The sequence below is a fragment of the Halomonas sp. genome (genome assembly GCF_029263665.1).
Lineage (GTDB): Bacteria > Pseudomonadota > Gammaproteobacteria > Pseudomonadales > Halomonadaceae > Halomonas.
This window is the reverse complement of record NZ_JAJUFQ010000024.1, coordinates 1-26,153: the sequence shown is the minus strand read 5'-3', so window position 1 is coordinate 26,153 and position 26,153 is coordinate 1. Positions and strand designations below refer to the sequence as shown.

Sequence of the window (26,153 nt, the reverse complement as noted above, 5' to 3'; positions counted from 1 at the left end):
GTAGCTCGTAGCTCATGCATCAGCCTACGACTGCGTTCCGCCGACAGTCAGTTCATCCAGCTTCAGTGTGGGCTGTCCAACCCCAACAGGCACACCCTGGCCTTCCTTGCCACAGACTCCGATTCCCGTATCCAGCGCCATGTCGTGGCCGATCATGGAAACCCGTCCCATGGCCTCGGGACCATTGCCAATCAACGTGGCCCCTTTCACCGGCGTCGTGATCTTGCCATCCTCAATCAAATACGCCTCACTAGCCGAGAACACGAACTTGCCGGAGGTAATATCCACTTGTCCGCCGCCAAAGCTCACTGCATAGAGCCCCTTGGACACACTCTTGATGATGTCTTGCGGATCATCCTTGCCGGCACGCATATACGTATTGGTCATACGCGGCATCGGCATGTGGGCAAAGGATTCACGACGAGCGTTGCCGGTCGGCTGCATGCCCATCAGACGCGCATTGAGCTTGTCCTGCATGTAGCCGGTAAGGATGCCGTCTTCGATCAATACGGTGCACTGGCTCGGCGTACCTTCATCATCCACTGACAGCGAGCCACGACGGTCGGCCAGGGTGCCATCATCGACCACCGTGACCCCTGGCGCTGCAACACGCTGACCAATTCGACCAGCAAACGCGGAGCTGCCCTTGCGGTTGAAATCGCCTTCCAGGCCATGCCCCACGGCTTCGTGCAACAGAATGCCTGGCCAGCCCGCCCCCAACACCACCGGCATCTGCCCAGCAGGCGCATCGATGGCCTCCAGATTGACCAGTGCCTGGCGCACGGCTTCCTTGGCATAGGTCTCGGCCACACCTTCATCGCGCAGACGCGCCATGGGATATCGCCCACCTCCGCCTGCACTGCCACGCTCGCGCCGTCCATTGCGCACTGCAATCACACTAACGTTGAAGCGCACCAGAGGACGAATATCCGCAGCCAGAGTGCCATCGCTGGCCGTCACCAGCACCACTTCATAGAGACTGCTCAAGGAAGCGCTGACCTGGGTGACGGCAGGATCGGCTGCACGAGCGACCTTGTCGGCCAGCTTGAGCATGGCCACCTTGTCTTCCGCGGACAGGCCGGACAACGGGTCGATGCCCGCATAGCGTGGGGTATATCCCACCTGGATGCGCGGAGCCTGGTCAAGAAGGCTGCCACTACGCACGATGCCAGCGGCGGTTTTCCCCGTTTCGGCCAGTGCCTCTGCATTGATCTGGTTGGAATAGGCAAAACCTGTCTTTTCACCAGCCATGGCACGCACACCGACGCCACCGTCGATGTTGTAGCTGGCCTCTTTCACCTCACCATCTTCCAGAATCCAGCTCTCATTCCAGGCACGCTGGAAATAAAGGTCGGCGTAATCGATTCCCGGACCGAGAGCATGTCGAATGCCGCTATCGAGAGCGTCCAGATCGAGCCCACCTGGGGCAAGCAGTGTTTCTACTGCTTCGTCGAAGGTTGTTCGTTCAACTGTCATTGAGCACTTTCCAGAGAAATCTGTGGTGCAGTCCAGGGACCCTGCACCTGATAGTGAATGCGCGTCACCCGGTCGATGACATCACCAAGAATCATGTCAGCCACATAAAGGGCCCCCCCCACCAGAGGCGCTCCGGCAACCACGGCAGCCAGGGGCAGATTGTTGCTTACCGGCACGGTAACCCCCAGAGACAGGTCCAACTTGCGCTGAGCCAGGTCAGCATTGCCCTCAAGGGTGAAGTCGGTGGCCGGCCCATTGATCTTGATGGGTCCCTGTGTTTCCAATACTCCACCATACAGGGTTGCCGCTCCCTTGACACTGTCGAAAGCCGTGCCGGAGCGTGTCACATCGGAAAAATCCAGGCGTAGCCGGCGCAGCAGGTTATCGACATTGAGCAGGCCAATGACCTTGGCTGAAGGAGCGTTGATATTGACGAATGAGCCATCCTGCAAGTCTACGCTCAAGTTGCCCCGCGAATTCGCCAGAGCGAACTGCCAAGGCGCCCCAGGCCAGGCCAACTGGCTATCTACCCGGAGTTTCTTGCTACGCACCGCCTCGGCCTGACCCAGTGCCTCCAGAGCCGTTCCTGGATCACCGCCATCAATGGCCAGACGTGAGCGTGTCAGACTATCGCTGCTGCCGGAAGCTTCCCAGATCATGGAGCCCCTGGCCGTCAACTCACCGAGTTCGAGTGACAGTGGCTCCAGCGACAGTCGCTCATTGCTGGCTCGCCACTCGCCAACGAAAGGACCAAAGGTCTTGCCCTGACGTTCAATGTTGTCGATGACCAGCTTGCCTGGAGGCAGATCCCCCAGACGATGAGCATATGGCTCAGGATCCACCCCCAGGTCCAGTTCGCTATACACCGACCCCACTGAGCCACTGACCGGCGCGCGCTCTGACGTCGACGCTTCAGCCATCAAGTCATCCAGGCTCAATCGCTGGAGATGAATGTCCAGGGGCTGCAGGACACCTTGCTGATAGTCAACGCGCCCGGTAAGCAGACTGCCGTCCAATGTTACTTGCCAGTTTCTGCCATGAGGTTCTGCATCGAGTGACAACGAACCGAGGCAATGAGTACCGGCACTGAGACATTGCGTATCGGCGTGCAATCGATTGACAGAGGGCATGCCACCACCTGCTGAAGCATCCACGCCGGAGAGCACTGGCTTGAGAGCGTCACTCCAGGCACTGAGGTCAAGGCGTGGCAATGAGGCCAATACCGACCATCCCGGCACCGAAGGCCAGGCCTGTGGCACTGAGCGCCCTACCCATATCTGGCCCTGGCTACGCTGAGTACCTTGGCCTTCCAGCTCACGCCAACGCATGCCAACCTGATTCCCCAGGACACCAGACAACTGGGTGCCGGAATCTCTCAAGGCCACATCCAGGTGAAACGCCCTGGAGGCATTTGCGCTTTTGCCCAAAGGTGCAGGCAGGGCAATATCCAGCCCCTCCAGAGCGCTATCAATCGTCAACTGGCGCTGTTCAATATCGAACTTTCCCTGCCAGGGAAAGATGCCGGATATCAAGCTACCCGCGGGCAGGCCTCCCCAGGCACTCAGTTCACTTGCATCACTGCGGCCAGAAAAGTCGATGACATCGCCACCATCCATCTCGGCACGCACCTGGCCACCCAACATGCGACCTTGCAGACGCCCTTCCATGCCACCGTCTTCGCCTCGCTGCTGCCATTTCAATGGACCAGACACATCGTCAATGGAGAGGCCAGTCAGCAAGTGCTCCACCTTGGATGCCTGAGCCTGGGAATCCACCGTCAACTCCAGCGCATCGATGTCATCCATGGGGAGACGCAATGCCAGCGTACCGTTCATGTTACCTTCCGCACGCCAACTCTCAGCCACTTCAGCCCCATCCACCGGCATGGCAGCCAGGAACGACAAAGTGTCATCAAGCGATGCCGACAAGGGGCCATCGACATGCAATATCCCGTCAGCCAGGTTGACCTTGGCGTCCTTGACCTTGACACCGTGGCTCTCGGCATGCGCCACATCAGCCTCAAGATTTTCGTCTTCCAGGGACAGACGACCACTGACGTTGGTCAGTGCCGGCCAACCTTCGGCATAAGGCAGGCGCCCATCGACAACATCCAGGTTCAGCTCCAGACGGGGATCCAGCTTCGCCCCCGACAACGCCCCCTGCTCACGCAATGGTACATGGATACGCAGGCTACCTTCGGGCACTCTCCCGGCCAGGCCACTGGTCAACCAGTCCGTGAGCTCACCACTCACCTTCTGGCGCAGCAAGGTCAACGGCAACCAATCGGCCAGAGGATGCTTGACGGCATCAACATCGTGCAGTTGGAGAGTGAGGCCGAACCCTCCCCGCTGATCTTCGGCCAGAGCAAGGCCAAAATTGCCGTCCACATTGGCATCACGCCAACCAACCCTGAGATTTCGCCCACTGACGAAGGTACGCGGCCCGTCATAGGACCACCCGACTTGCCCTTTGGCATAGTCCAGCGCCAGTGGCTCGGGAAAGATCTCAGGAAAAGACATCTGTGCCGCACCACTATCCACGAAGTCGACATGCCCTCGGGTTCCCTCAGCCTCTACCCATATATTCAAGGGGCCGCCACCAGGCGCACTTTCCCACGGATCGACTTCTACTTGGGTGGCTGCCACCCGGGCCTTCCACTCCCCTTCGAGTCGTCCAAAGCCCAACCCCGTCACCTGCCCTCTAGGCTTGAGGGCATCTACAGCTCTCTCCAGCCCCTCCGGTAGCCTTACTCGCTCGCGCCATTGCGCTAGCGCAGCCAGCTCGAACCCTGAGGCATTGGCCCACCAGCCATCAGAACGGCTCATGATATGCCAATGACGTGGTACGGGTTTGCCTTCTGGAGCTTCCTGGCCATCACTTCCCGTCCACTCCACATGCTCGGAGTGACCTTCTACCCAAGCCTCCCAATCCTTTGCTCCACGACGCAGCCACTGTGCACGCAACTGGGCATTGGTAAAGACAATCCCTTCAGGAGGCAACTCGACTTCTTCTGTTGCTTCTGATGCATCCTGCCCAGTAACGGTATCTGTGCCCGTCGCCCCGGAACTCCCTTCCTCCTGAACCTGAAGACGTGCCTGCTGATTCAATACCAGAATGGGTGCGTTGATATTCATGCGCGCATCAGCCAGGCGACCTTCCTCCCAACGCCCCCAGATTTCAGCCTGACCACTCGCTTCATCCAGGCTCACGACATGATCGATACCCAGCAGCTGCGACAACACTTCCAGGCTATCGAGCTGCATGCGACCCTGCAGGGCCGCGGAAAAACTCTTGTCGCCTTCCTGACCAGGAGCCAAGCTCATCGCCACCTGAATCGCTTCTCCATCCAGGCCTTCGATGAAGACTTCTCCCTCCACATGGGTATTGGCATCGTCACTGGCAATCAGAAGGCGGGGGGCATTTATCACGGTGGTGCCATCGTCGCGGTGCAAGACGAGTTTCAGGTCGTCAACCCATCCCCGCTGCTGCAGCAACACACCAACCCAGAAGTCGATACGCTCCAGGCTAAAAGTACTTTGGGGCATCAGCTCAGGAGGAATTCGAGCGGGATCAGGCCAGCGCCAGCGCTGCTCATCATCCTGATAGAGGTGCAGTGTCACCCCACTGAGATGAAGGTTCTCCGCCACTGGTACCCCTTGGGCCAGACTGGCTGAAGTATCCAGACGTACTTCTCCGTGACGGACTTCGATCAGGGGCTGCTCTTCCGCCCCCGTGCCGACACTGAGTTTCAGGTCATTCAACGCCAGGCGAGGATCAACCCCTTCGAGAGAGCCATCAAGATAACCAATGCTGGCATCGGCTCTGAAGCGCAGATCGACAAGATCGACCAGGCGTTGCTGGAGGTGATCGACCTGTCCCAGGGAAAGACGCACCACGACCAGCAGCAGTGCGACCAAGGCCAACCCCACTGCGATAAGCGTCAACAGCCAGCGCGTCAACAAGCGAAACGGCGCCATGGCATCACATCAGCACGATATCGTACTGCTCCTGGGAGTACTGCGTTTCAACCTGAAAGCGGATGGTCTTGCCGATAAACTCCTCTAGATCCGCCACTGCCGCAGACTCTTCATCGAGTAATCGGTCGACCACGGACTGAGACGCCAGAACGGCATAGGTCTCAGCATTGTAGGCTCGCTCTTCTCGCAGAATCTCACGAAAGATCTCATAGCACACGGACTCGGCCGTCTTCAAAGTACCGCGCCCCTGGCAGGACGGACAGGATTCGCACAGAGTCTGCTCCAGGCTCTCCCTGGTGCGCTTGCGTGTCAGCTGCACCAGCCCGAGCTCAGTCACTCCGGTGCACTTGGTCTTGGCGTGATCCCGTTCAAGGGACTTTTCCAGCATACGCAGGACTTGGCGCTGATGTTCAGGGTCCACCATATCGATGAAATCGATGATGATGATTCCGCCAAGGTTGCGCAGGCGAAGCTGGCGCGCAATAGCCGTGGCAGCCTCGAGATTGGTCTTGAAGATGGTCTCTTCAAGATTCCGGTGGCCGACATAGCCTCCTGTATTCACGTCGATGGTCGTCATTGCCTCAGTGGGATCTATGACCAGATAGCCACCGGACTTGAGTTGAACCTTGCGCGCCAAGGCTTTCTGGATTTCATCCTCGACACTAAACAGATCGAAGATTGGCCGCTCCCCAGCGTAGTGCTCGATACGATTCACTGCGTTGGGCATGAACTCTTCAGCGAACTCGACCAACTTGACATAATTTTCCCGAGAGTCGATGCGCACTTTCTCGATATCGTCACGCATCACATCACGCAGAGTGCGCATGAATAGTGGCAGGTCGTCGTAAATGGCACTGGGAGCCGGCGCCGTGATCTTGCGCTCACTGACCTTGCGCCATAGACGCAGCAGAAAATTCATGTCCGCTGTCATTTCATCAAGGCTGACCCCTTCAGCAGCGGTACGCACGATGAAGCCGCCACTGACCTCCAAGGCCTGTTCGGTAGCTGCCGTATCGACCAGCTCTCGCAGACGCTCGCGCTCGGTTTCGTCTTCAATTCGCTGGGATACACCGTTATGCGGTGAATCCGGCATATATACCAGATAGCGGGATGGTACCGAGAGATGCGTGGTCAGACGGGCTCCTTTGGAGCCGATAGGGTCCTTGGTCACCTGAACGACCAGGGACTGTCCCTCATGAAGCAGATGGGCAATGGATGGCTGTTCCTCGGAAGACGCTCCCGGTGCAGCGATATCATGGGCATGGATAAAGGCGGCCCGCTCCAGCCCAATATCGATAAAGGCCGCTTGCATCCCCGGCAGTACACGGACCACACGCCCCTGATAGATATTACCGACGATGCCCCGCCGTCGTGCTCGTTCGATGAAAGCTTCCTGGAGAACCCCGTTCTCCACTACAGCAACACGAGTTTCCATTGGCGTCAGGTTGATGAGCACTTCACCACTCATGCAGCTGTCCTTGTCCAGAAAAGTCTCACAGCATTATGACATAGAACAAGGCCACTCCGAGCCCTGTGCTAAAGGCAGCCCCCTGCTGATTTTTATGACAGGTCAATAGGCCAGACATTACTTTGATGTCACGGTACTTCCATGCCATAGCACCACGCCCTGACGTTCCAGCAATTCTGCCGTCTCGAACAGTGGCAACCCTACCACAGCTGAATGGCTGCCCTCGATACGCGAGATGAACACCGAAGCCAAGCCCTGGATAGCATAGCTGCCGGCCTTGTCCTGCGGTTCACCAGTATGCCAATAGGCGTGGATCTCGTCATCGCTGATACGACGCATTTCGACCTCACTGGTCACAACGGTCTCGATGACTTGCCGCTCGCTTCTGCCTGTGGGCCCCACCACCGCGACAGCCGTCAGCACCTGGTGGCGACGCCCCGAGAGCATTCGCAACATGGCAAAGGCATCCTGTTCACTCTCGGGCTTGCCAAGAATGACACCATCACATACCACCGCCGTATCTGAACCGAGCACAGCCAGTTCACTGAGCTTCGAGCCTGCCAGGGCCTTGGCTCGTGCCAAGCGTGCCACATAGGTCTCTGCGGCTTCTCCAGGCAAGGGAGTCTCATCGACATCCACTGGCCTCACCTCGACCTTTACTCCAATGGATGCAAGCAGCTCACGGCGGCGTGGCGATGCCGACGCCAGACACAGAATGGCTGCATCATTGGACATGTGGCATTCACTCATTGGCTGACCGGCGTCCCAGTGCCTTGAACAGCGTCGCCAACCATGGCCATAGGGCTGCACTGATCAAAGACGGCAACAGGAAGGAAAGATGCATGGAAAATGGCCCGAACAAGGTTCTCAGCCATTGATTGACGAGTTGCACCAAGCCTAGCAGGACAAAAATCAACACTGCCTGCTGAATCAGGGAGTAGGTACGGAAGCGTGGATAAACCAGGGCACCAAGAAAGGCCAGCAGCGATAGCGACAAAGCATTCTGCCCCAATGGCGCACCCTCGATCAGATCGAGTAACAAGCCCAGGATGAAGCCGTGGAACACACCGACCCGGTCTGGCTGCTTCATGCACCAATAGAGCAACATCAAGCCGAGCCAGTCAGGGCGCCAGACCTGCCAACCATCGGCCATGGGCATGACCCGAAGACACAATGCCAAAAGCAACGTCAACCATACCCATAACAAACTCAGGCGTGCAACAGCGGCCATCACTCCTCCTCTTTCTTCTTTTCGACAGGCGGAGGTGACAGCCACTCACCCAATCGAATGGCAGCCTTTACAGCCAGAGGATCCAGATCAGGGTGCCAGCGCCCCTCACTCACATCCAGTGCAGGATGTGGCGGAAACAGCAAAAGGAAATGCCGCGAACGCTGTAGCTGGGCAACCGGCTTGGCGCTCACCTTGGCAAAAGGCCCTCCAGAGCCATGAACCACCTCAGTGACACGCGCGACCGGATACCCTCCCGGGAAACGGCCGCCTATGCCCGAAGTGACCAGCAGGTCACCCTCACGGATATCGGCACTATCCGGGACATGCAATACCTGGAGGTCGTTGTAATTGCCCGTACCTTGAATGATGAAACGCAGGCCATTGCGATTCACCTGAATAGGCAATGCATGGCTGGCATCCGTCAGCAGCAGCACACGGCTCGAGTAGGCGGAAGTTTCACTGACCTGCCCCGCGATGCCGGACGCATCCATCACCGGTTGCCCCATGTAGACACCATCCCGGCGACCACGATCAATGACGATCTGATGGGTAAACGGATCAGGGTCAAGCGACAGCAGCTTGGCAGTCAGATAGGGGACATCGTGCTCCTGGGCAGCTCCCAGGAGCTCACGCAAGCGAACATTTTCAGCAGTCAGGCTTGCCATCAATTGAACACGCTGGGATAGGGTCAGCAACTGTTCACGGAGACGGCTGTTCTCTTCAAGCAGAGCACGCTGATCAGACAGCGCCAGAGACCCCCAGTTGAGTACATCACTGGGCAGGCTCACTACCCACTGAATCGGCGCCACCAGGGTCGACAACTGGGCACGCAACGACTCCATCCGGGTGAAATGAGTGTCAACGAACATCAGCGCCCCAGCCATCACCGCACAGATCAGCATGCGATAACCAGGCACTGAGCCGTGCGAGAACAGCGGTTTGATAATCCAACTCCCTTTACGAAAACCTTAAAGGCCGACCATTGCCAGGCTCTGTACGATAAAGTGCCTGCGCTTGCTCATGCGGCGTTGAGCCAGAGCGTAGCGGAGACAATAGCCGAAGGGCGAGCGAAGCGAGTCTATCGATCTCAAAACGCTCATTTACACCCTGTAAACTCCGCTTTTTGACTCGCGGCATCCCTGCCGCTCGCTCTACGAGCAGCGGAGCTGCCCAGATCGCCATTCCTGACGATTTGTCGATCGATTCCGCCTTGTCTGATCATCGCTCGCCGACTTTTCATACAAAGCCAAGGACGCCCCTATCTCCTGTCGTAGCCTGCGCCACGGCGAAGACTATGCGACGACCAGACACCAGACGGGATCAGTCGCTGGAGAGCAGTTCAAAGGTGCGCTGATCAATCATTTCCAACGCCTTGCCACCACCACGAGCAACACAGGTCAACGGATCATCAGCGACAACCACAGGCAAACCGGTTTCTTCCGCAATCAGCTTATCCAGGTCACGCAGCAAGGCACCACCGCCGGTAAGCACCAGGCCACGTTCGGCAATATCCGAAGCCAACTCGGGCGGAGACTGCTCCAGGGCGCTCTTGACGGCAGATACAATAGAACTCAGAGGTTCCTGCAGAGCATCGAGAATTTCGTGGGAATTGAGCGTAAAGCTACGCGGAATGCCTTCAGCCAGGTTACGGCCACGCACATCGATCTCGCGCAGCTCACCACCCGGGTAGGCACAACCAATTTCTTCCTTGATACGTTCGGCCGTAGCTTCACCGATCAGGCTACCGTAATGGCGACGAACGTAGGAACTGATCGCTTCGTCGAAGCGGTCGCCACCAACACGGATGGATTCGGAATAGACCACCCCATTGAGGGAAATGATGGCGATCTCACTGGTGCCGCCACCAATATCGACCACCATGGAACCTTGGGCCTCTTCGACCGGAAGCCCGGCACCAATAGCGGCCGCCATCGGCTCTTCGATCAGGAACACTTCGCGGGCACCCGCACCCTCGGCCGATTCCTTGATGGCGCGACGCTCGACCTGCGTCGACATGCAAGGCACACACACCAGTACGCGCGGGCTAGGCGTCAGGAATGTGCTCTGGTGGACCTTGCGAATAAAGTACTGAAGCATCTGTTCAGTCACAGTGAAGTCGGCAATCACGCCGTCCTTCATTGGGCGTATGGCGGTAATGTTTCCGGGGGTGCGACCCAGCATACGCTTGGCATCGGAACCCACCGCAGCCACACTGCGCATATTACCCGACTGCCGAATGGCCACGACGGACGGCTCGTCCAGCACGATGCCGCGATGGCGCACATAAATGAGCGTATTGGCCGTTCCCAAATCGATCGACAGATCGCTGGAGAACACACCTCTTAAACGTTTGAACATGGAGACAATACCTAGTGCAGACCGGAAACCTGTGCGGATGCAAACGGTATCACTGCCCCCCCTTTGCGGCAAGCGCCAGGAACGCTATACATTGCTTTATGACTCTGCCAGACACGTCTCGAATGTGGTACCTTTTGCGGTCATTTCAGCGAACCTCCTGTGAGGAACACGACCATGGCGCTTGAACACGCCGAAGTCCTCCGCGCCGCACATCTGGCCCGGATCGACCTTTCCGAGAGCGATGCAGCACACTATCTCGATGATATCCGTAGAATCCTCGAAATGGTTGACCAACTGCAATCTCTGGATACCGAGGGCGTAGCCCCCCTTGCCCACCCACTTGAGGCAACTCAGCGTCTACGCGCTGACGAGGTCACCGAGACCAGCCTGCGTGATGAGTATCAACGCTGTGCCCCTCAAGTCGAGAACGGCCTTTATCTGGTGCCCCGTGTTGTCGAGTGAAGTCATCAGGCAGTCGGCAAGGAAAGCACACTGATGCAAAGCAGTTGCCCTCAAATGGAAGCTGCGTCTGAAATCGCTGCCAAGTATCTGACCAGGCATCTCGACATGAACAATGCGGAACGATAGCCGACTTATAGGCAGACCAGGAGCAAGCCAAAAGATTGATCTCGATCATCCGACGCTTGCACCAGATCACTTCGGAGCCACACCCCAGGAAGCCAGGCCTCCCAAATGACTGATAAATTGCACCACATGACACTGACCGAGACTGCAAAGGCCCTTGATGCCGGCATAGTCTCCAGCCGCGAGCTGACACAAGAGCTGCTCGGGCGCATCGACCGTCTTGACGGTCAACTCAACAGCTTCATCACCGTTACCGCCGACCAGGCTCTGGCAGCCGCCGACCGTGCCGATCAGTGCCGAGCCAAGGGAGAAGCCGGTCCGCTCACTGGTGCCCCCATCGCGCTCAAGGACATTTTCTGCACCAAAGGTGTGAAGACCACCTGCGGCTCGAAAATGCTCGATAGCTTCGTAGCGCCTTACGATGCCACAGTGGTCGAGAAGCTTCAGGCTGCCGGCACCGTGAGCCTCGGCAAGACCAACATGGACGAATTCGCCATGGGGTCTTCCAACGAGACCAGCTTCTATGGCGCAGTGAAAAACCCCTGGGATCTCAACGCAGTTCCTGGAGGCTCCTCCGGTGGCAGTGCCGCCGCCGTGGCAGCTGGCCTGGTACCTGCCGCCATGGGTACTGACACCGGTGGCTCCATTCGCCAGCCCGCTGCCTATTGCGGCATTACCGGACTCAAGCCAACCTATGGTCGCGTCTCGCGCTATGGCATGATCGCCTATGCCTCCAGCCTGGACCAGGGCGGCCCCATGGCTCGCAGCGCGGAAGACTGTGCCCTGTTGATGAATGCCATCGCCGGCCATGACTCCCGTGATTCCACCAGCATCGCTCGGGGCGTACCGAATTACAGCGAAGAACTTTCCGCGCCGCTGGCCGGCCTCAAGATTGGCTTGCCCAAGGAATACTTCGGGGAAGGTCTGGCGACAGATGTCGGCAATGCCATTCAGGATGCCATCAAGGTATTCGAAGGCCTTGGCGCCACTGTGCGTGAGGTCAGCCTGCCGCATACCTCCTACGCCATTCCCGCGTACTATGTCATTGCTCCCGCAGAGGCATCTTCCAACCTGTCGCGCTATGACGGTGTACGTTTCGGCCATCGCTGCGAGAACCCCACTGACCTGATCGACTTGTACAAGCGCACACGCGCTGAAGGCTTCGGGGAAGAGGTCAAGCGTCGCATCCTGATCGGTACCCACACCCTGTCGGAAGGCTTTTTCGATGCCTATTACAAGAAAGCCCAGCAGGTTCGGCGACTCATTCATCAGGACTTCCTCGATGCCTTTGAAGAAGTCGATGTCCTGATGGGGCCCGCTGCTCCGACACCGGCCTTTGACCTGGGCGCCAAGAAGGACCCGGTGTCCATGTATCTGCAAGATATCTACACCATCGCCATCAACCTGGCGGGCATTCCTGGCATCAGCGTTCCCGCCGGCTTCTCCAACGGCCGCCCCGTAGGCTTGCAGATTCTCGGTACCCATTTCGCCGAAGCTCGCCTGCTCAATGTTGCTCATCAGTTCCAGCAATCTACCGACTGGCACCTGCGCCGCCCTGAGTTCGCCGAGGAGAACGCCTGATGCAATGGGAAACCGTGATCGGGCTGGAAGTGCATGTCCAGCTTGCCACTCAATCCAAGATCTTTTCGGGCTCTTCCACCGCATTTGGTGCAGAGCCCAACACCCAAGCCAACGCCGTTGACCTGGGTTTGCCTGGCGTCCTTCCTGTGCTCAATGAACAGGCCGTTGCCATGGCACTGAAGTTCGGCCTCGGAATCAACGCCGATATTCCAGAGGTGTCGATCTTCGACCGCAAGAACTACTTCTATCCGGACCTGCCCAAGGGCTACCAGACCAGCCAGATGTATCACCCTATCGTCGGCCGTGGCGAAGTGGAGATCCTGCTGGATGACGGCAGCTCCAAGATCATTCGTGTACATCATGCCCATCTTGAGGAAGATGCCGGCAAGTCTCTGCACGAAGATTTCCATGGCATGACCGGCATTGACCTCAACCGCGCTGGCACGCCATTGCTGGAGATTGTTTCCGAACCGGACATGCGTTCGGCCAAGGAAGCCGCTGCCTACCTCAAGGCCATCCACTCCATCGTCACCTATCTGGGCATTTCCGATGGCAACATGGCCGAAGGTTCCATGCGTTGCGATGTCAACGTGTCGGTACGCCCCAAGGGGCAGGAAGCTTTCGGCACCCGTGCCGAAATCAAGAACGTCAACTCCTTCCGTTTCGTCGAACGCGCCATCGCTTATGAAGTGGAACGCCAGATCGAACTGATCGAGGACGGCGGTGAAGTGATACAGGAAACTCGCCTGTACGACCCTGACGCAGACGAAACTCGCGGCATGCGCACCAAGGAAGAAGCCAACGATTATCGCTACTTCCCCTGCCCTGATCTGCTGCCAGTAGTGGTGGACAAGGCTTATGTGGATCACCTCCGCGAGACACTTCCGGAGCTACCGGCCGAAAAGCGCGCACGCTTCCTGAATGAATTAGGACTTTCCGCCTATGATGCCGGTGTGCTGTCCTCTAGCCGCGAGACTGCCGAATATTTCGAACGAGTCAAGGATGTATGCGGTGATGCCAAACAGGCAGCCAACTGGGTACAAGGTGAGCTTTCTGGGGCGCTCAATCGCGACAATCTGGATATCGCCGACAGCCCAGTGACGGCAGAAGCGCTCGGAGGATTGGTCGCAAGGGTGATTGACGCCACCATCAGTGGCAAGGCTGCCAAGCAGGTCTTTCAAGCCCTGTGGAATGGAGAAGCCGAAAGTGCCGACGCCATCATCGAAGCCAAGGGCTTGAAACAGGTTACCGATACCAGTGCCATCGAAGCCATGGTCGATCAGGTAATCGCCGATAGTCCTGCTCAGTTGGCCCAGTATCGTGATGCTGAACCAGACAAGCGCGGCAAGATGATCGGCTACTTTGTTGGGCAGGTCATGAAAGCCTCGCGCGGCACAGCCAACCCACAGCAGGTCAATGCCCTGCTGAAAGCAAAACTCGATGCCTTGTGCTGATGCGATTATGCCAAATGAAACGATTGATTTACTTCATCAGCACAGATAGGTTGTCGCTGCTGGTGCGTGACAGTCAGTCAACGTTACTCGAGACATGATCATGACAGGGCCGGCTCAGCCGGCCCTGTCATATATCATTAACGGTTAAGGAAGTTACGATTAAGGAAGTTTCGATGTCAGACGATGTCGGTGCCCGATTGCGGGCTCTGCGAACCCTGCGTGGCATTTCCCAGCGTGAGCTGGCCAAGCGCTGTGGCGTCACTCACTCCAGCCTGTCGTTGATCGAGCAAGGCAAGGTCAGCCCTTCGGTCAGTTCTCTGAAGAAGATCCTTGACGCTATTCCCATGAGTGTCGGCGATTTCTTCACCATGGACCTGGAGAGCAGAAATCAGGTCTTCTACAGTGCTGAAGAACTCGTCGACGTAGGTAGCGGCGATGTCGTCTTCAAGCTGATAGGCGCCAACCGGGAGTCCCGTGCCCTGTCCTTCATGGTCGAGACGTACCCTCCGGGGAGTGACACAGGACGCGAGATGATTGCCCACCAAGGAGAAGAAGCAGGTGTCATTCTCGAAGGGGAAATCGAAATTACCATTGGCGCCGAAACCCGCACCCTTACCGCAGGCGAAGCCTACTATTTCGACACCAATGTCCCCCACCGCTTCCGCAACCCTGGCAACCTACCCTGTCGTCTAGTGAGCTGCGCCACTCCCGCACGAACGTTCTGAATTACTCTTCTTCCAGCACAGGCAGGCGCAGCTCCAGTCCATTGTGAGACTTGACCAGCTGTGGTGCGTCCCCACTGAGGTAGACCCCATGTTCTGACATGCTGCGGCAGGCCATGAACATCATGGCACTTCCCAGCTGCGAGCTATCTACAAGGTCAATGCACGCATAACGCTGGGCCGGCATCATCACCAGGCGGAAAGGCAAGGGCAGAGCCAGGCGATGCGCATGCTCTTCATCAACATGCACGCCAATGTCGATTCGAGGCGCTTCGCTGGCCATCGGGTGATCGTGCAGGATGGCAATAGGCGCGGCGTTATTCAGACGTGCAGGCAAATCGTATGCCCCTTCCACATTCGCCTTCCAGCCATCCAGGTTATCGATGAGCTCCGGCGGCTGGTACAAACGAGTCACGGCAGCACGACGCAACGGAAGATCCTGCAAGCGGACAGAAAAGTGCGGCAGACTATGGCGTTGACGATACAGCTCCAAACGCTGGTTCTGGCGATATTCACGAGGTGCGACCCGATAGCGACGCTGGAAGGCACGCGTAAACGCAGAATGATTGCGATATCCGCAGCACCGAGCAATGTCGTGCACCCCATATGGTGTGTGAATCAACATTCGGGCGGCTTTTTCCAGGCGCAGCATATCCCGATAGGCACTGGGAGATATTCCGAATGACTGACGGAAACGCCGCCGCACCTGTGACGAAGAATATCCCATTCGCGTTGCTAGATCCTCAATACTGAGTTGGCTATTCAGCGTCTCTTGCAACCAGATTTCTGCGCGCATCATTTCATTGAACATGCTCATGCCTCCCTGGGCTTGTAGCCCTGCGTGGCCAGTGCCACATTAGCCTCAATTCCCTTGATTACAGATACAAAAAATCACACAAACAAAAACATCCGCTACACTTGCTTAAAGCCCTCGAATCCGTGAGCGCCTGCCCCCCAACGGGAAGCCATGCATTTCAATAAGCCAAGTGCCAGTGACGAAAAACATGCTTGATAATCAATTGACCAAATCCACTAAAGGAGCTTTGGGCCGGTAGTACAATGGTGAGACATCAACTAGCCATTGACAGGTTTTGTCCCACTTGGCTTTGCTTCCTTCCCGGACGTCTTCTGCCCACTGTGGATTTTCTATCCAGCATGGTTTCACCGTCTCTCGTTACTATTCTTCGCCTTTGCGGCACAGAAAATCTGTCAGACTTTTCTGGGCTCACGCATAGAAATGTCTTTTCAAAACCTGAGAAAATCCCGACTCAGGGTTCAATCCTGATTTCCTGATATCGCCCAGGTAGTTCCCTGCCCCATGTTTTCCGTCACGTGATGGCACGCAGTTTCTCCAAACCCTCTCTATCCACACATCAGGATCGGTAGGTTTGCTTGACACGAGACATCAGGCGGGTACAATGCAGCCGCGTGAAAGGCTACATAGCTCAGTTGGTTAGAGCACATCACTCATAATGATGGGGTCCCCTGTTCGAGTCAGGGTGTAGCCACCAGACACAAAAAAGCCCGCTGATTCGTGATCAGCGGGCTTTTTGCTTCCATCAGATATGCTCTGTCAGCCAGACATGTCTCTCGCTTGCATGTGCCTCCAGCGGCAAGTCAGCATCCTTCTGCCCTGAAAGGCCTGGGGCAACTCGATCAAGACAGCTCAGCTCGGTTGAAGAAGGTCGTCAGAGCACGAATCAAATACTCGATATCCTTGGTACCCGCCGTCTCCCGGATGGAGTGCATGGCCCACTGAGGCACCCCAACATCAAGCGTCGGCACGCCAACTTCGGTGGCCGTTATTGGACCGATGGTACTGCCACACGCCATGTCAGCACGGATGATGAAGGTCTGTACCGGCACGCCTGATTCCTCGCAGATGTCGCGGAACATGGCAGCAGTGGCACTGTTGGTCGCATAACGCTGATTGGCGTTGACCTTGATCACAGGCCCTGCATTGATCTCCGGTCCATGTTCTGCATCATGCTTGTCCTTGAAGTTCGGATGCAGAGCATGCGCATTGTCACAGGAAATCATGCGTGACGACTGAATCAAGCGGATATAGCCTTCATCCCCTGCTTCACCCACCTGGGAATTGATTCGCTTCAGCACATCAGCCAGGAAAGGCCCCTGTGCACCGCAGGCACTGGCACTACCGACTTCTTCATGATCATTGGCCACCAACACCATGCCTTGGCTACCGTCGGCCTCAAGCATGGCTTCCAGGCCAATGAAGCAGGACAGCAGGTTATCGAGACGAGCACTGGCGACCAACTCCTGACCAGCCCCTACCACAGAGGGAGGTTGCAGGTCATGAAATCCGAGCTCGAAATCCAGCACCGAGATATCGGTCAAGCCATGTTGGGCTTCCAGCCATTCCAGCAACAAACGATGGAAATCACCGACATCGCCATGCTGTAGCAAGACCGGAGCCATCTGGGTCTGAGCATTCATCGCTCGCCCTTCGTTGGCCTCACGATCCAGGTGAATCGCCAGGCTGGGAATGATCGCAACGGGAGCAGCGACATTGATCAGCACGCCCTCCAGGCGGCCATCAGCATGGCGGACATGTACACGACCCGCTATCCCAAGGTCTCGATCAAACCAGGGCGCCAGCAATGCACCACCATAGACTTGCACGCCCAGCTGCAGCCATCCGGCAGATGTCTTAGCGGCATTGGTCTTGAGCCGCAGGCAAGGGCTGTCGGTATGGGCGCCCACCATGCGCAGAGTCTCAAGCGGCGCCTTGGGCAGATTCACCGCAATAATCGAAGAGTCATTGCGTGTGACATAAAAACGATCGCCAGGTGTGAGTGACCATGCTTGCGTTTCTTCCAGGCAGCGGTAACCTGCATCTTCCAGACGCCTGGCCATGGTCCTGGCAGCGTGCCAGGGGGTCGGAGAACAGCGCAGAAAATCCAGCAGACGCTCGAGCCTGGGCGAGTGAATAACATCCTTTAACAGGCACTCCTGTGACATGTGCGTCCTCTATGTGCATGATAGTGGGGTCATAGGAACAAACCAAGCTGCTACAATAGCTCGCTCAGCTCTGAAACCAAGGCCTGGCTTCCATGACTTGGTTTCAACGATTGGGTGGTAAACCCGGGGTTGTAAAACTGTTGTGAAACCATGGAACCGCACAGGGTCGGTATCAGACCGACGAGTGTACACGAATCCTGGAGTGCTTCATTGATGAGCCTGTTTGAGTCTGCGGGTCGCGCCTTGGCGCTGTCGCTGCTAGTCGCGGCCCCCACGGCGTTGGCCCTCCCTTCACCAGGGGAAGATCAGCGTCAGGCGGCCATGGAAGTGGCCGAATCGTTACGCTACGGGCACTATGCCGATGTGAGACTCGACGACCAGTGGTCCACTCGCGCCTTCCAGCGTTATCTCGACATCCTGGACAGTCAGCGGGCCTACCTGCTGCAAAGTGATGTCGATGATTTCAGCGATCTGCGCACCACCATGGATGATGCCATCAAGGATGGTTCTCTGGGCCGAACCTACGAGCTTTATGGCCGCTATCAGGATCGTGCCGAAGAACGCCTGGACTGGTTGCTGAGTCAGCTCGACAAGCTCGACATGAGCTTCGACAGTGATGAACGCCTGGTACTGGACCGCAAGGAAGAGCCCTGGGCCAAGAACAAGTCCGAGCTTGATGCACTATGGCAGAAACGTCTGGCCAATGCGGCGCTGACGCTGTCCATCAGCGGTCAGGACGATGATGAAGTCATCGATACGCTGCGCGAACGCTACCAGACGCAGAAACACCGTCTTGAGCAGACCAACGCGGATGACATCCTCACCCTGGTGATGGCGGGTGCAACCAGCACGGTGGATCCTCATACCGAGTATCTGTCACCTCGCCAAGGCGAGTCCTTCGATATCCAGATGCGCCTGTCCCTGGAAGGCATCGGTGCGCTGCTCCAGGCCGATGGCGAATACGTCAAGGTCGCTAGCCTGGTACCTGGTGGTCCAGCGGACAAGGGAGGTTCCCTCAAGCCTGCTGACCGCATCATTGGTGTTGGCCAGGAAGGCGAGAACATCACCAACGTGGTCGGCATGCGCCTGGATGACGTGGTCGAGCTGATCCGCGGCCCCAAGGGTTCCAAGGTGCGCCTGGAGATCGTCCCGGGCGAGTCTGCCGATACCACCCGCTCCACTGTCATCACTATCACTCGAGATACCGTCAAACTCGAAGACCAGGCTGCCAGCAGCGAGGTCATTGAAGTCAAGCGCGAGGATGGTTCCCATAAAGTCGGCGTGATCAAGGTACCGGCCTTCTACGTAGACTTTGATGCGTGGCGGGCTGGCGAGGAGAACTACCGTAGTACCACACGCGATGTCGCCGCGGAGATTGCCAAGCTCAAGGCAGAAACGGTCGAAGGCATTGTCCTCGATCTGCGCAACAATGGTGGCGGCGCTCTGCAAGAAGCCAACTCGATGATCGGCCTGTTCATCGATCGCGGACCTACCGTCCAGGTACGCGATGCCCGTGGTCGCATCAGCTTGTATGGCGACACCGAAAGTGGCACTGACTACGATGGTCCTCTTGTCGTTCTGGTCAATCGTCTTTCCGCTTCAGCCTCGGAGATCTTCGCCGGCGCCATTCAGGATTACGGTCGAGGCCTGATCGTCGGCTCCAATACCTTTGGCAAGGGCACCGTACAGACACTCAACGACCTCAGCTATGGCCAGATCAAGCTGACTCGAGCGAAGTTCTACCGCATCTCCGGTGAAAGCACCCAGAACCGCGGCGTCAAGCCGGACATTGCCTATCCCAGCCTGCTAGATCCGAACCTGATCGGCGAAAGCGCCTTGGACGATGCCCTGCCCTGGGACACCGTGCGAGAAGTGCAATATCGCACTTATGGCACCCCGCGCCAGCACCTCAAGAAGCTACAGTCTCGCCATCAGCAGCGCGCGGATGAATCACCCAATTTCCACTATCTGGAACAACGTGCAGATCTTGCCAGCAAGCTACGCGAACAGCTCACCAGCGTCAGCTTGAACCGCGAAAAGCGTCAGCAGGAAGCCAACCAGCAGGATGACGAAATGTTGTCCCTGGAAAATGAGCGTCGTGAAGCACTGGGTCTGGAGCCACTCAAGGAGTGGAGCGAAGCCCGCGAAAGCGAGGAAGAAGCGACGACCACTGACGAGAGCAAGGAAGATCAGCCGGTTGACCGCGCGGAAGTCGAGGAGTCTGCCGAAATCCTGCTCGATTTTGTCGACCTGGGCCCCAGCTGGCAATTCGCCACAAAGCTCAACTAAAGCAGCAACCTACCTTCAGCAAGCAAAAGAAACCGGGGCAAAGTCCCCGGTTTTTTGTGTTCTTGGCCAGTAGATATCTCGCCAGCCTCAAGAATCCCTTCAGGAAACAAGGCGGAATACCAGTAGGATTTTTCCCAAAACATCCGCTGAAAACCAAAAAAACCACCCTCGGTCTCAGCCCAGCGCTTTGATATTGTCACTGCAGGTAATCAAACCAAGGGAGATAATCGATGGATCACGGCACCCCAGCACCAGTGCCCTCCAGCATGTCGGCCATGCTGCTGACAGGGCATGGTGATATCGACAAGCTGGCCTATCGCAGCGATGTACCCACTCCTACCCCAGGAGCCGGCGAAGTGCTGGTATGCATTACCGCCACAGCCAAGAACAATACCGACCGCAAGGCCCGCGAGGGACTCTATCCCACCAAGGACAAGGGCGAGATGACCTCCTTCGCCATGGGAGGTGAGCCAACACTGACCTTCCCCCGCATCCAGGGTGCAGATATTGTCGGGCGAATCGTGGGAGCAGGAGACGGTGTCAGTCATTCACGCATTGGCGAACGCGGCCTGCTCGATTTCAATCTCTACCCCGACGCTCGTCGTGATATCAACCTGACGCCCGACTACTATGGCCATGGTGCGGATGGCGGCTATGCCGAGTACGTTGTCGTGCCCTCCGATCAGTTTCACCATGTGGCCAACCCCGAGCTTGCCGACGCGGAACTCGCTGCCATGGGCATGTGCTCCTACCAGACGGCTTACCACATGATGACCTCGGCCAGGGTTTCGGCAGGTGAACGTGTCCTGATCAGCGGTGCCAGCGGTGGCGTGGGTACTGCACTGATCCAGTTGTGCCGCATCATCGGGGCAATTCCTTATGCCGTCAGCCAGCGCGAGAAAGCAGATGCCCTGCTCGAACTAGGTGCCGAAGCCGTCATCGACCGTGGCGACCTGAACACCTTTGTCGAGCGAGTGCTCGACGCTACTGATGGCACCCCTATCGACGCAGTGATGGACCTGGTAGGCGGCGAGATGACGGATCGCTTCATTGACACCATGATCCACGACATGAAGGCTCGTACCACCTACCCAAGGCTGTCCATCGCCGGGGCCAGTGGCGGTAACATCAGCGAGATCATGTGGACCCGCATTTATCTCTACCAGGTACAGATCTTCGGTGTTTCCCATGGTACCCGCGAAGAAGCCGAGCAACTGATTGCCTGGATTCGCTCCGGCCAACTCAAGCCCGTACTGCATGCCGCCTTCAAGCTCTCCGAGCTGCATGATGCTGAACGTTATTTCGTCAACCGCAGCAGCAACTTCCTTGGCAAGATCGTGATCGTGCCGGATTCCCAGTGGAGCGAACATGGCGCTCGCTTTTCCCTCACCTCCTCTCCCTCCAATCAGGAGGCTCGCTAATGGAGCAGCGCCTGACCATCAAGCTGATGGATACCCATGCCGGAGGTGACGTCAGCCGCATTGTGCTGAGCGGCATCACGCCACTGCCTGGCGCCAGCGTTCGCGACCAGATGCACTACCTCCGTGACGACGCCGATGGTCTACGCAACCTGCTGCTTTTCGAACCCTACGGCATTCCCGAAATGTCGGTGGACCTGATCGTGCCGGCAACTGACCCTGATGCTGTGGCTGGCTATATCATCATGGAAGTGATGGGTTACCCCATCTATTCCGGCTCCAACACCATCTGCACTGCCACCGCAGTACTGGAAGCCGGTATTGTGGCCAAGCAAGAAGGCACGCAATATTTCGTACTTGAGTCCCCGGCAGGCCGGGTCAATATTGAAGCCCAGGTGGAAAATGGCGTGGTAGAAGCCATTACCTGTGAGGGCCTGCCCAGTTATATCGATACCCACCTCGCCAGCATTCACGTACCAGGCCTTGGAGATGTGACCTATTCAGTGGCATATAGCGGCGGCTTCTATGCGCTGGTGGACGCCACCGAGCTGGGTTTTCAGCTCACCCTTGACGAAGAACGAACCCTGACCGAGTGTGCCCACAAGATTGTCGAAGCCATCCAGGCGGAACGAGGCTTCTCCCACTATACTCTGGGCGACGTGGGCCCCCTGCCATTCCTGCACTTCATGGGGCCAGTCGAGCAAATTGCCGATGATTTCTATCGCTCACGCTCAACCACCTATGTGCATCCAGGAGTCATCTGCCGAAGTACTACGGGAACCGGGACGTCAGCCCGCCTGGCCCTGATGCATCACGAGGGAAAATTGAAGCCTGGAGATCGCCTGGAGACTGTCTCCCTACGTGAGACCGGCTTTATTGGCAAACTTACAGGAGTCCGCCAGGAGGGCTCGCACCAAGTGGTGGAAAACACCATCACCGGCAAGGGCTATGTACTCGCCAGCTCAGAGATCGTCATCAACTGCGACGATCCCATGGTGGAGTGCAGCGGCCTGCGCCATATCCTGCAGGATGACCAACCACCCCGCTAGGCAAAGCGCCTGCCAAGCAACCCCGCGCCGGGGCCTCGACAATGCTGGCCATTTAGATTGCTTTCACTGACCTGATCCGTTGCTCCTCACTGTCAGCACCAAGACACCGGGCCTGTGGCATATACCACAGGCCCGGTGTCTTTTGTCCTTTCGCTATCCTTTCCTTGACCCGTCTTGCCATACCTCAGGCAGCTTCCACTTCATTGCCCTGCTCTCGGGAAAAATCAAAGTCCTTGAACTCCACCAGCATCGAGATACCCGCCCCCAGCACCAAGGCCCAGAACGAAGCACCAATGCCAAGGATCTGCAAACCAGATACGGCAATCAGAAAAGAGAACAGAGCCCCCACCTGATGCTTGCCACAGAACGTCATTTCCATGGCAGAGCTGATCACACGCAACAGCGCAAGCCCCGCTACGATTGCAATGAAGTACTTCGGCATGGCTTCGATCAGGCTCACCACGAAACCATAGAACGGCGCCGCAATAATGAAGATGGCACCTGCAATGACCGCAGCAACCCAACGCTTGTCATGCTTGCCGGCTTCAGGGCCGGAACAGATACCTGTCATCGGCGCAGCAATACAAGTGCTATGTAAATTGAAGAAGGCAGAAATCATGGTGGCAAAGCCACCCACTGCGGTAATGGCGTTAGCCGGTACCTCACGAAAGCCCATGCCCTTGACCAGCCCCACGCCAGCGGGGGTTTCCATTCCCACCAGAATCAGCGTCAGCGGAAGGCCATAGGCGAGAAACGCCTCAAACGTAAAGGTTGGCACAATGAATTCAGGGAAAGTTATCGAGAATTCGACATCGGAGAAATCCACACCAGACATGGCCATATAAGCGATGCCGACCACCATGGTGACAACCAATGGCGGCACCCGGCGCAGATAACGAGCAGAGAAAAAATATGCCAGGATCATTACAACAGCAGGTACCATGGCCGTCTGCAGTGGCATCACCATGTTGGTGCCGAACTTGAGCAATATCCCGCCAACCATAGCCATGACAATCGGCATTGGGATGAGGCGCATGATAATCCCCATCCAGCCGGCCAGGCCGACAACCATCGACAGCGCACCGGCAACCAGCGTCGCGCCCAAGGCAGCTTCTAGACCTACAACAGGAATGATGGCGGCAAACAACAACGCACCGGGAATAGAATTGGCCATCGGCAATGGCAGGCGATAATAGGCTGGCATCAATAAACCGAAGAAACCATTGATCATCAGATAGGCGATGACCCAGATCATGATGAAGTGCGGATCAAGTCCTGCCGCAGTACCAGCACTAATGTGAATCACGCCTGCACTCAGGCCGAAAATCCCGGCCACCAAGCCAGCGCTGACGTTATCGACATTCATGTCACGGATGAATGCTGCGGGCGCACTACGCAGCCCAGCACCATGTTCGATATGTTTCACGGCGACCTCCGAGGAAGTGTTGTAATTGGAGTTATCGCGTGAATTCTGGCCATCACTCCAGGCCCGAACCAATATCGAATGAGTCCTTACCCATACTGTAAAGGTATTTCCAGGAGGTTGCCTGACACCCCATCTCTTATCCCGCCAGCACGCCTAACGACGGATATATCTTCCATATAACAGCAAGTTACATAAATATCACTGCCCCTCTACAGAACAGATCCTTATCCTTGGCCGCAGCATGAAGGACAACCTATGCAGTATTTTGCTGCACTGGCACTCCATAATAGGTTCCTCAGATACTTCATTAGCAAGCAAAATTTGGACAAAAGAATAAGCGGTGCTGAGAGCGAGCAAGACCAATATGTTCAGTGGTCCGACCCACGCCGACCAGAACCATTGAGAAGGAAGGCATCAGCTTTCCAGTGCTTGTCGCTGGTCAATAGTGTCCATGGTGAATCGACGGCGATCTCTAACGACCTCCGTCAAAATAATCCGCATAAACTGATGCAACCCACTCAAGAAATACTCTCACCCGCCGCGATAGCTGCCGCCGTTGCGGATAGACGGCGTGCAGTGGCATAGCGGGTTTTTGCCACTCAGGTAACACTTCCATGAGTTCCCCCCTTGCGAGCATGGGTGCGACATGGAAGCGCGGCAGTTGAATCATGCCACAGCCCTGGCGAGCACTTTCCACATAGCTCGAGGCATCGTTGACCGTCATCCATCCGCCCCCCGGAAAGGATCGAGTCTGGCCATCAATGATCACGTCGAGAGTACTATCCACGGCGTTATTACCCGAGAAGAAGCCAATCACCTGGTGCTTATGCAGTTCGTTCGGATGACTCGGATGACCGGCATGCTGCAGATACTCCGGGCTGGCACAGATCACCTGAGGGAGATCCACCAGCTTGCGAGCTATCAGGCTGGAATCCTCAGGGATGCCGGAGCGTAATGCGCAGTCCACGCCCTCGCCCACCAAGTCCACTTGCCTGTCTCCACTGGTGAGAATCAGGTTCAGCCGAGGGTAGCGATGATGAAACTCCTGAATCCGCGGCAATACAATCAATCGGGCCTGGGCACCATGCATCTCGACACGCAGCACTCCGGCGGGATTATCCGCCTCGGTCCACAGCGTCGTCTCGGCGTCCTCCAGCTCCGCCAATAGATGAACACAGCGCTCATAGAAGGCCCTGCCTTCAGGAGTGATTCGCACCTGTCGTGTGGTGCGCTCCAGCAACCGCACTCCCAACCGCCTCTCCATTTGTTGAATGGCCAGAGTGGCGGAGGCTCGTGGGATACCGAGTCCGTTGGCTGCTCTAGTGAAACTGCCACTCTCCACGATGCGTACGAACAGAGTCATCGCATCGAATCGATCCATAAAGATTGTTTTCCTGTATTGAATAATGATTGCAGACTAGCTGATTTATTCGTGTGGATCGAACGTCAATACTGAGCTCCTCCATTCACACAAGGAGTCGATTCATGGCGAATGCAACTCAACAAGTCGCACTGGTTACCGGGGCTTCTCGGGGAATTGGCCGCGCCATTGCGCTCAAGCTTGCCAAGGATGGTTTCACCGTGGTGGTGACCTATGCCGGCAATGCGAAATTGGCGGAGCAGGTTGTAGCCGATATCAAGGCCAATGGTGGTCACGGATTGGCGCTGCAGGCTGATATTGGCGATTCGATGTCCGTCACCCAGCTGTTCGATGCCGTACTGGAGGCATTCGGGCGTCTTGATGTTGTGATCAACAACGCTGGCGTCATGCAGATGGCGACCATCAGCAGCGACAATGTCGAGATTCTCGACCGCATGCTGGCGACCAACCTTCGCGGCAGTTGGCTGGTAATGGCCAGGGCTGCGGAGGTGCTGGGCAATGGTGGCCGTATCATCGCCTTGTCATCCAGTGTGCTGGCGAAGTCCTTCCCCGCCTATGGCGCCTATATCGCCAGCAAGGCTGGCGTCGAGGGGTTGGTCAAGGTACTGGCCAATGAAATGCGCGGACGCGGGATCACCGTTAATGCCGTGGCGCCAGGACCAGTGGCCACCGAGATGTTCTTCGAAGGCAAGAGCGACGAGCAGATCGCATCGATTGCCGCCATGGCACCACTGGAGCGCCTGGGACAGCCGGATG

Annotated in this window: 19 protein-coding genes and 1 tRNA gene; 9 read left to right on the top strand and 11 right to left on the bottom strand. The window is 57.0% G+C overall.

Features of this window, described 5'->3' with window-relative positions:
* Nucleotides 1-24 precede the first annotated feature (24 nt).
* From tldD to Q1K07_RS18095, 7 genes are all read right to left on the bottom strand, one after another.
* Nucleotides 25-1,476: a metalloprotease TldD gene (tldD, locus tag Q1K07_RS18125; RefSeq protein WP_300314275.1), complete on the bottom strand. Its 1,452-nt coding sequence runs from the start codon at nt 1,474-1,476 to the stop codon at nt 25-27.
* On the bottom strand, nt 1,473-5,453 hold the full coding sequence (locus Q1K07_RS18120) for an AsmA-like C-terminal region-containing protein (RefSeq protein WP_300314272.1): 3,981 nt from the start codon (nt 5,451-5,453) through the stop codon (nt 1,473-1,475). The genes tldD and Q1K07_RS18120 overlap by 4 nt, the downstream gene beginning before the upstream one ends.
* A 4-nt stretch (nt 5,454-5,457) precedes the next feature.
* On the bottom strand, nt 5,458-6,921 hold the full coding sequence (gene rng, locus Q1K07_RS18115; RefSeq protein WP_300314270.1) for a ribonuclease G: 1,464 nt from the start codon (nt 6,919-6,921) through the stop codon (nt 5,458-5,460).
* A 117-nt stretch (nt 6,922-7,038) separates the two neighbouring features.
* On the bottom strand, nt 7,039-7,656 hold the full coding sequence (locus Q1K07_RS18110) for a nucleoside triphosphate pyrophosphatase (protein ID WP_300314267.1): 618 nt from the start codon (nt 7,654-7,656) through the stop codon (nt 7,039-7,041).
* A 7-nt stretch (nt 7,657-7,663) separates the two neighbouring features.
* On the bottom strand, nt 7,664-8,152 hold the full coding sequence (gene mreD / locus Q1K07_RS18105; RefSeq protein ID WP_300314264.1) for a rod shape-determining protein MreD: 489 nt from the start codon (nt 8,150-8,152) through the stop codon (nt 7,664-7,666).
* Nucleotides 8,152-9,054 (bottom strand): rod shape-determining protein MreC, encoded by a 903-nt coding sequence (gene mreC, locus Q1K07_RS18100; protein ID WP_300314261.1) that lies wholly within the window; start codon nt 9,052-9,054, stop codon nt 8,152-8,154. Before mreC ends, mreD begins: the two co-directional genes overlap by 1 nt.
* Before the next feature lie 418 nt (nt 9,055-9,472).
* A complete protein-coding gene (locus tag Q1K07_RS18095; protein WP_149285252.1) occupies nt 9,473-10,510 on the bottom strand; it encodes a rod shape-determining protein in 1,038 nt (345 codons plus the stop codon).
* A 174-nt stretch (nt 10,511-10,684) separates the two neighbouring features.
* Here Q1K07_RS18095 and gatC point away from each other — a divergent pair, with 174 nt between their 5' ends.
* From gatC to Q1K07_RS18075, 4 genes are all read left to right on the top strand, one after another.
* Entirely contained in the window at nt 10,685-10,972 is a 288-nt protein-coding gene (gene gatC, locus Q1K07_RS18090; RefSeq protein ID WP_149285253.1) for an Asp-tRNA(Asn)/Glu-tRNA(Gln) amidotransferase subunit GatC, read from the top strand.
* A 243-nt stretch (nt 10,973-11,215) separates the two neighbouring features.
* Entirely contained in the window at nt 11,216-12,676 is a 1,461-nt protein-coding gene (gene gatA, locus Q1K07_RS18085; RefSeq protein WP_300314373.1) for an Asp-tRNA(Asn)/Glu-tRNA(Gln) amidotransferase subunit GatA, read from the top strand.
* Nucleotides 12,676-14,130: an Asp-tRNA(Asn)/Glu-tRNA(Gln) amidotransferase subunit GatB gene (gatB, locus tag Q1K07_RS18080; protein WP_300314253.1), complete on the top strand. Its 1,455-nt coding sequence runs from the start codon at nt 12,676-12,678 to the stop codon at nt 14,128-14,130. The genes gatA and gatB overlap by 1 nt, the downstream gene beginning before the upstream one ends.
* A 173-nt stretch (nt 14,131-14,303) precedes the next feature.
* A complete protein-coding gene (locus tag Q1K07_RS18075) occupies nt 14,304-14,855 on the top strand; it encodes a cupin domain-containing protein (RefSeq protein WP_300314250.1) in 552 nt (183 codons plus the stop codon).
* Between the two features lies 1 nt (nt 14,856).
* Here the strand turns inward: Q1K07_RS18075 and Q1K07_RS18070 are convergent, their stop codons facing one another.
* On the bottom strand, nt 14,857-15,663 hold the full coding sequence (locus tag Q1K07_RS18070) for a helix-turn-helix transcriptional regulator (RefSeq protein WP_300314248.1): 807 nt from the start codon (nt 15,661-15,663) through the stop codon (nt 14,857-14,859).
* A 623-nt stretch (nt 15,664-16,286) separates the two neighbouring features.
* On the opposite strand from Q1K07_RS18070, the gene Q1K07_RS18065 reads away from it, so the two are divergent.
* Nucleotides 16,287-16,363 (top strand) — tRNA-Met (locus Q1K07_RS18065).
* 145 nt (nt 16,364-16,508) lie between these two features.
* On the opposite strand, the gene Q1K07_RS18060 is transcribed toward Q1K07_RS18065, so the two are convergent.
* Nucleotides 16,509-17,834, bottom strand: a complete 1,326-nt coding sequence (locus Q1K07_RS18060; RefSeq protein ID WP_300314245.1) for a M18 family aminopeptidase — start codon at nt 17,832-17,834, stop codon at nt 16,509-16,511.
* A gap of 213 nt (nt 17,835-18,047) precedes the next feature.
* On the opposite strand from Q1K07_RS18060, the gene Q1K07_RS18055 reads away from it, so the two are divergent.
* The 3 genes from Q1K07_RS18055 (at nt 18,048) to Q1K07_RS18045 (ending at nt 22,590) form a co-directional block, all read left to right on the top strand.
* A complete protein-coding gene (locus Q1K07_RS18055) occupies nt 18,048-20,123 on the top strand; it encodes a carboxy terminal-processing peptidase (protein ID WP_300314243.1) in 2,076 nt (691 codons plus the stop codon).
* Between the two features lie 230 nt (nt 20,124-20,353).
* On the top strand, nt 20,354-21,544 hold the full coding sequence (locus Q1K07_RS18050) for a zinc-binding dehydrogenase (protein ID WP_300314241.1): 1,191 nt from the start codon (nt 20,354-20,356) through the stop codon (nt 21,542-21,544).
* The gene (locus tag Q1K07_RS18045) at nt 21,544-22,590 is read left to right on the top strand and encodes a proline racemase family protein (protein ID WP_300314239.1); all 1,047 of its coding nucleotides are present in this window, start codon (nt 21,544-21,546) and stop codon (nt 22,588-22,590) included. The genes Q1K07_RS18050 and Q1K07_RS18045 overlap by 1 nt, the downstream gene beginning before the upstream one ends.
* Nucleotides 22,591-22,774: 184 nt before the next feature.
* On the opposite strand, the gene Q1K07_RS18040 is transcribed toward Q1K07_RS18045, so the two are convergent.
* Together Q1K07_RS18040 and Q1K07_RS18035 are read right to left on the bottom strand one after the other, a co-directional pair.
* Nucleotides 22,775-24,016: a benzoate/H(+) symporter BenE family transporter gene (locus Q1K07_RS18040; protein ID WP_300314236.1), complete on the bottom strand. Its 1,242-nt coding sequence runs from the start codon at nt 24,014-24,016 to the stop codon at nt 22,775-22,777.
* Between the two features lie 472 nt (nt 24,017-24,488).
* Nucleotides 24,489-25,397, bottom strand: coding sequence for a LysR family transcriptional regulator (locus tag Q1K07_RS18035; protein WP_300314232.1), 909 nt, complete (start codon nt 25,395-25,397; stop codon nt 24,489-24,491).
* Nucleotides 25,398-25,501: 104 nt separating this feature from the next.
* On the opposite strand from Q1K07_RS18035, the gene Q1K07_RS18030 reads away from it, so the two are divergent.
* On the top strand, nt 25,502-26,153 hold a 652-nt coding region (locus Q1K07_RS18030), incomplete at its 3' end, for an SDR family oxidoreductase (protein WP_300314229.1).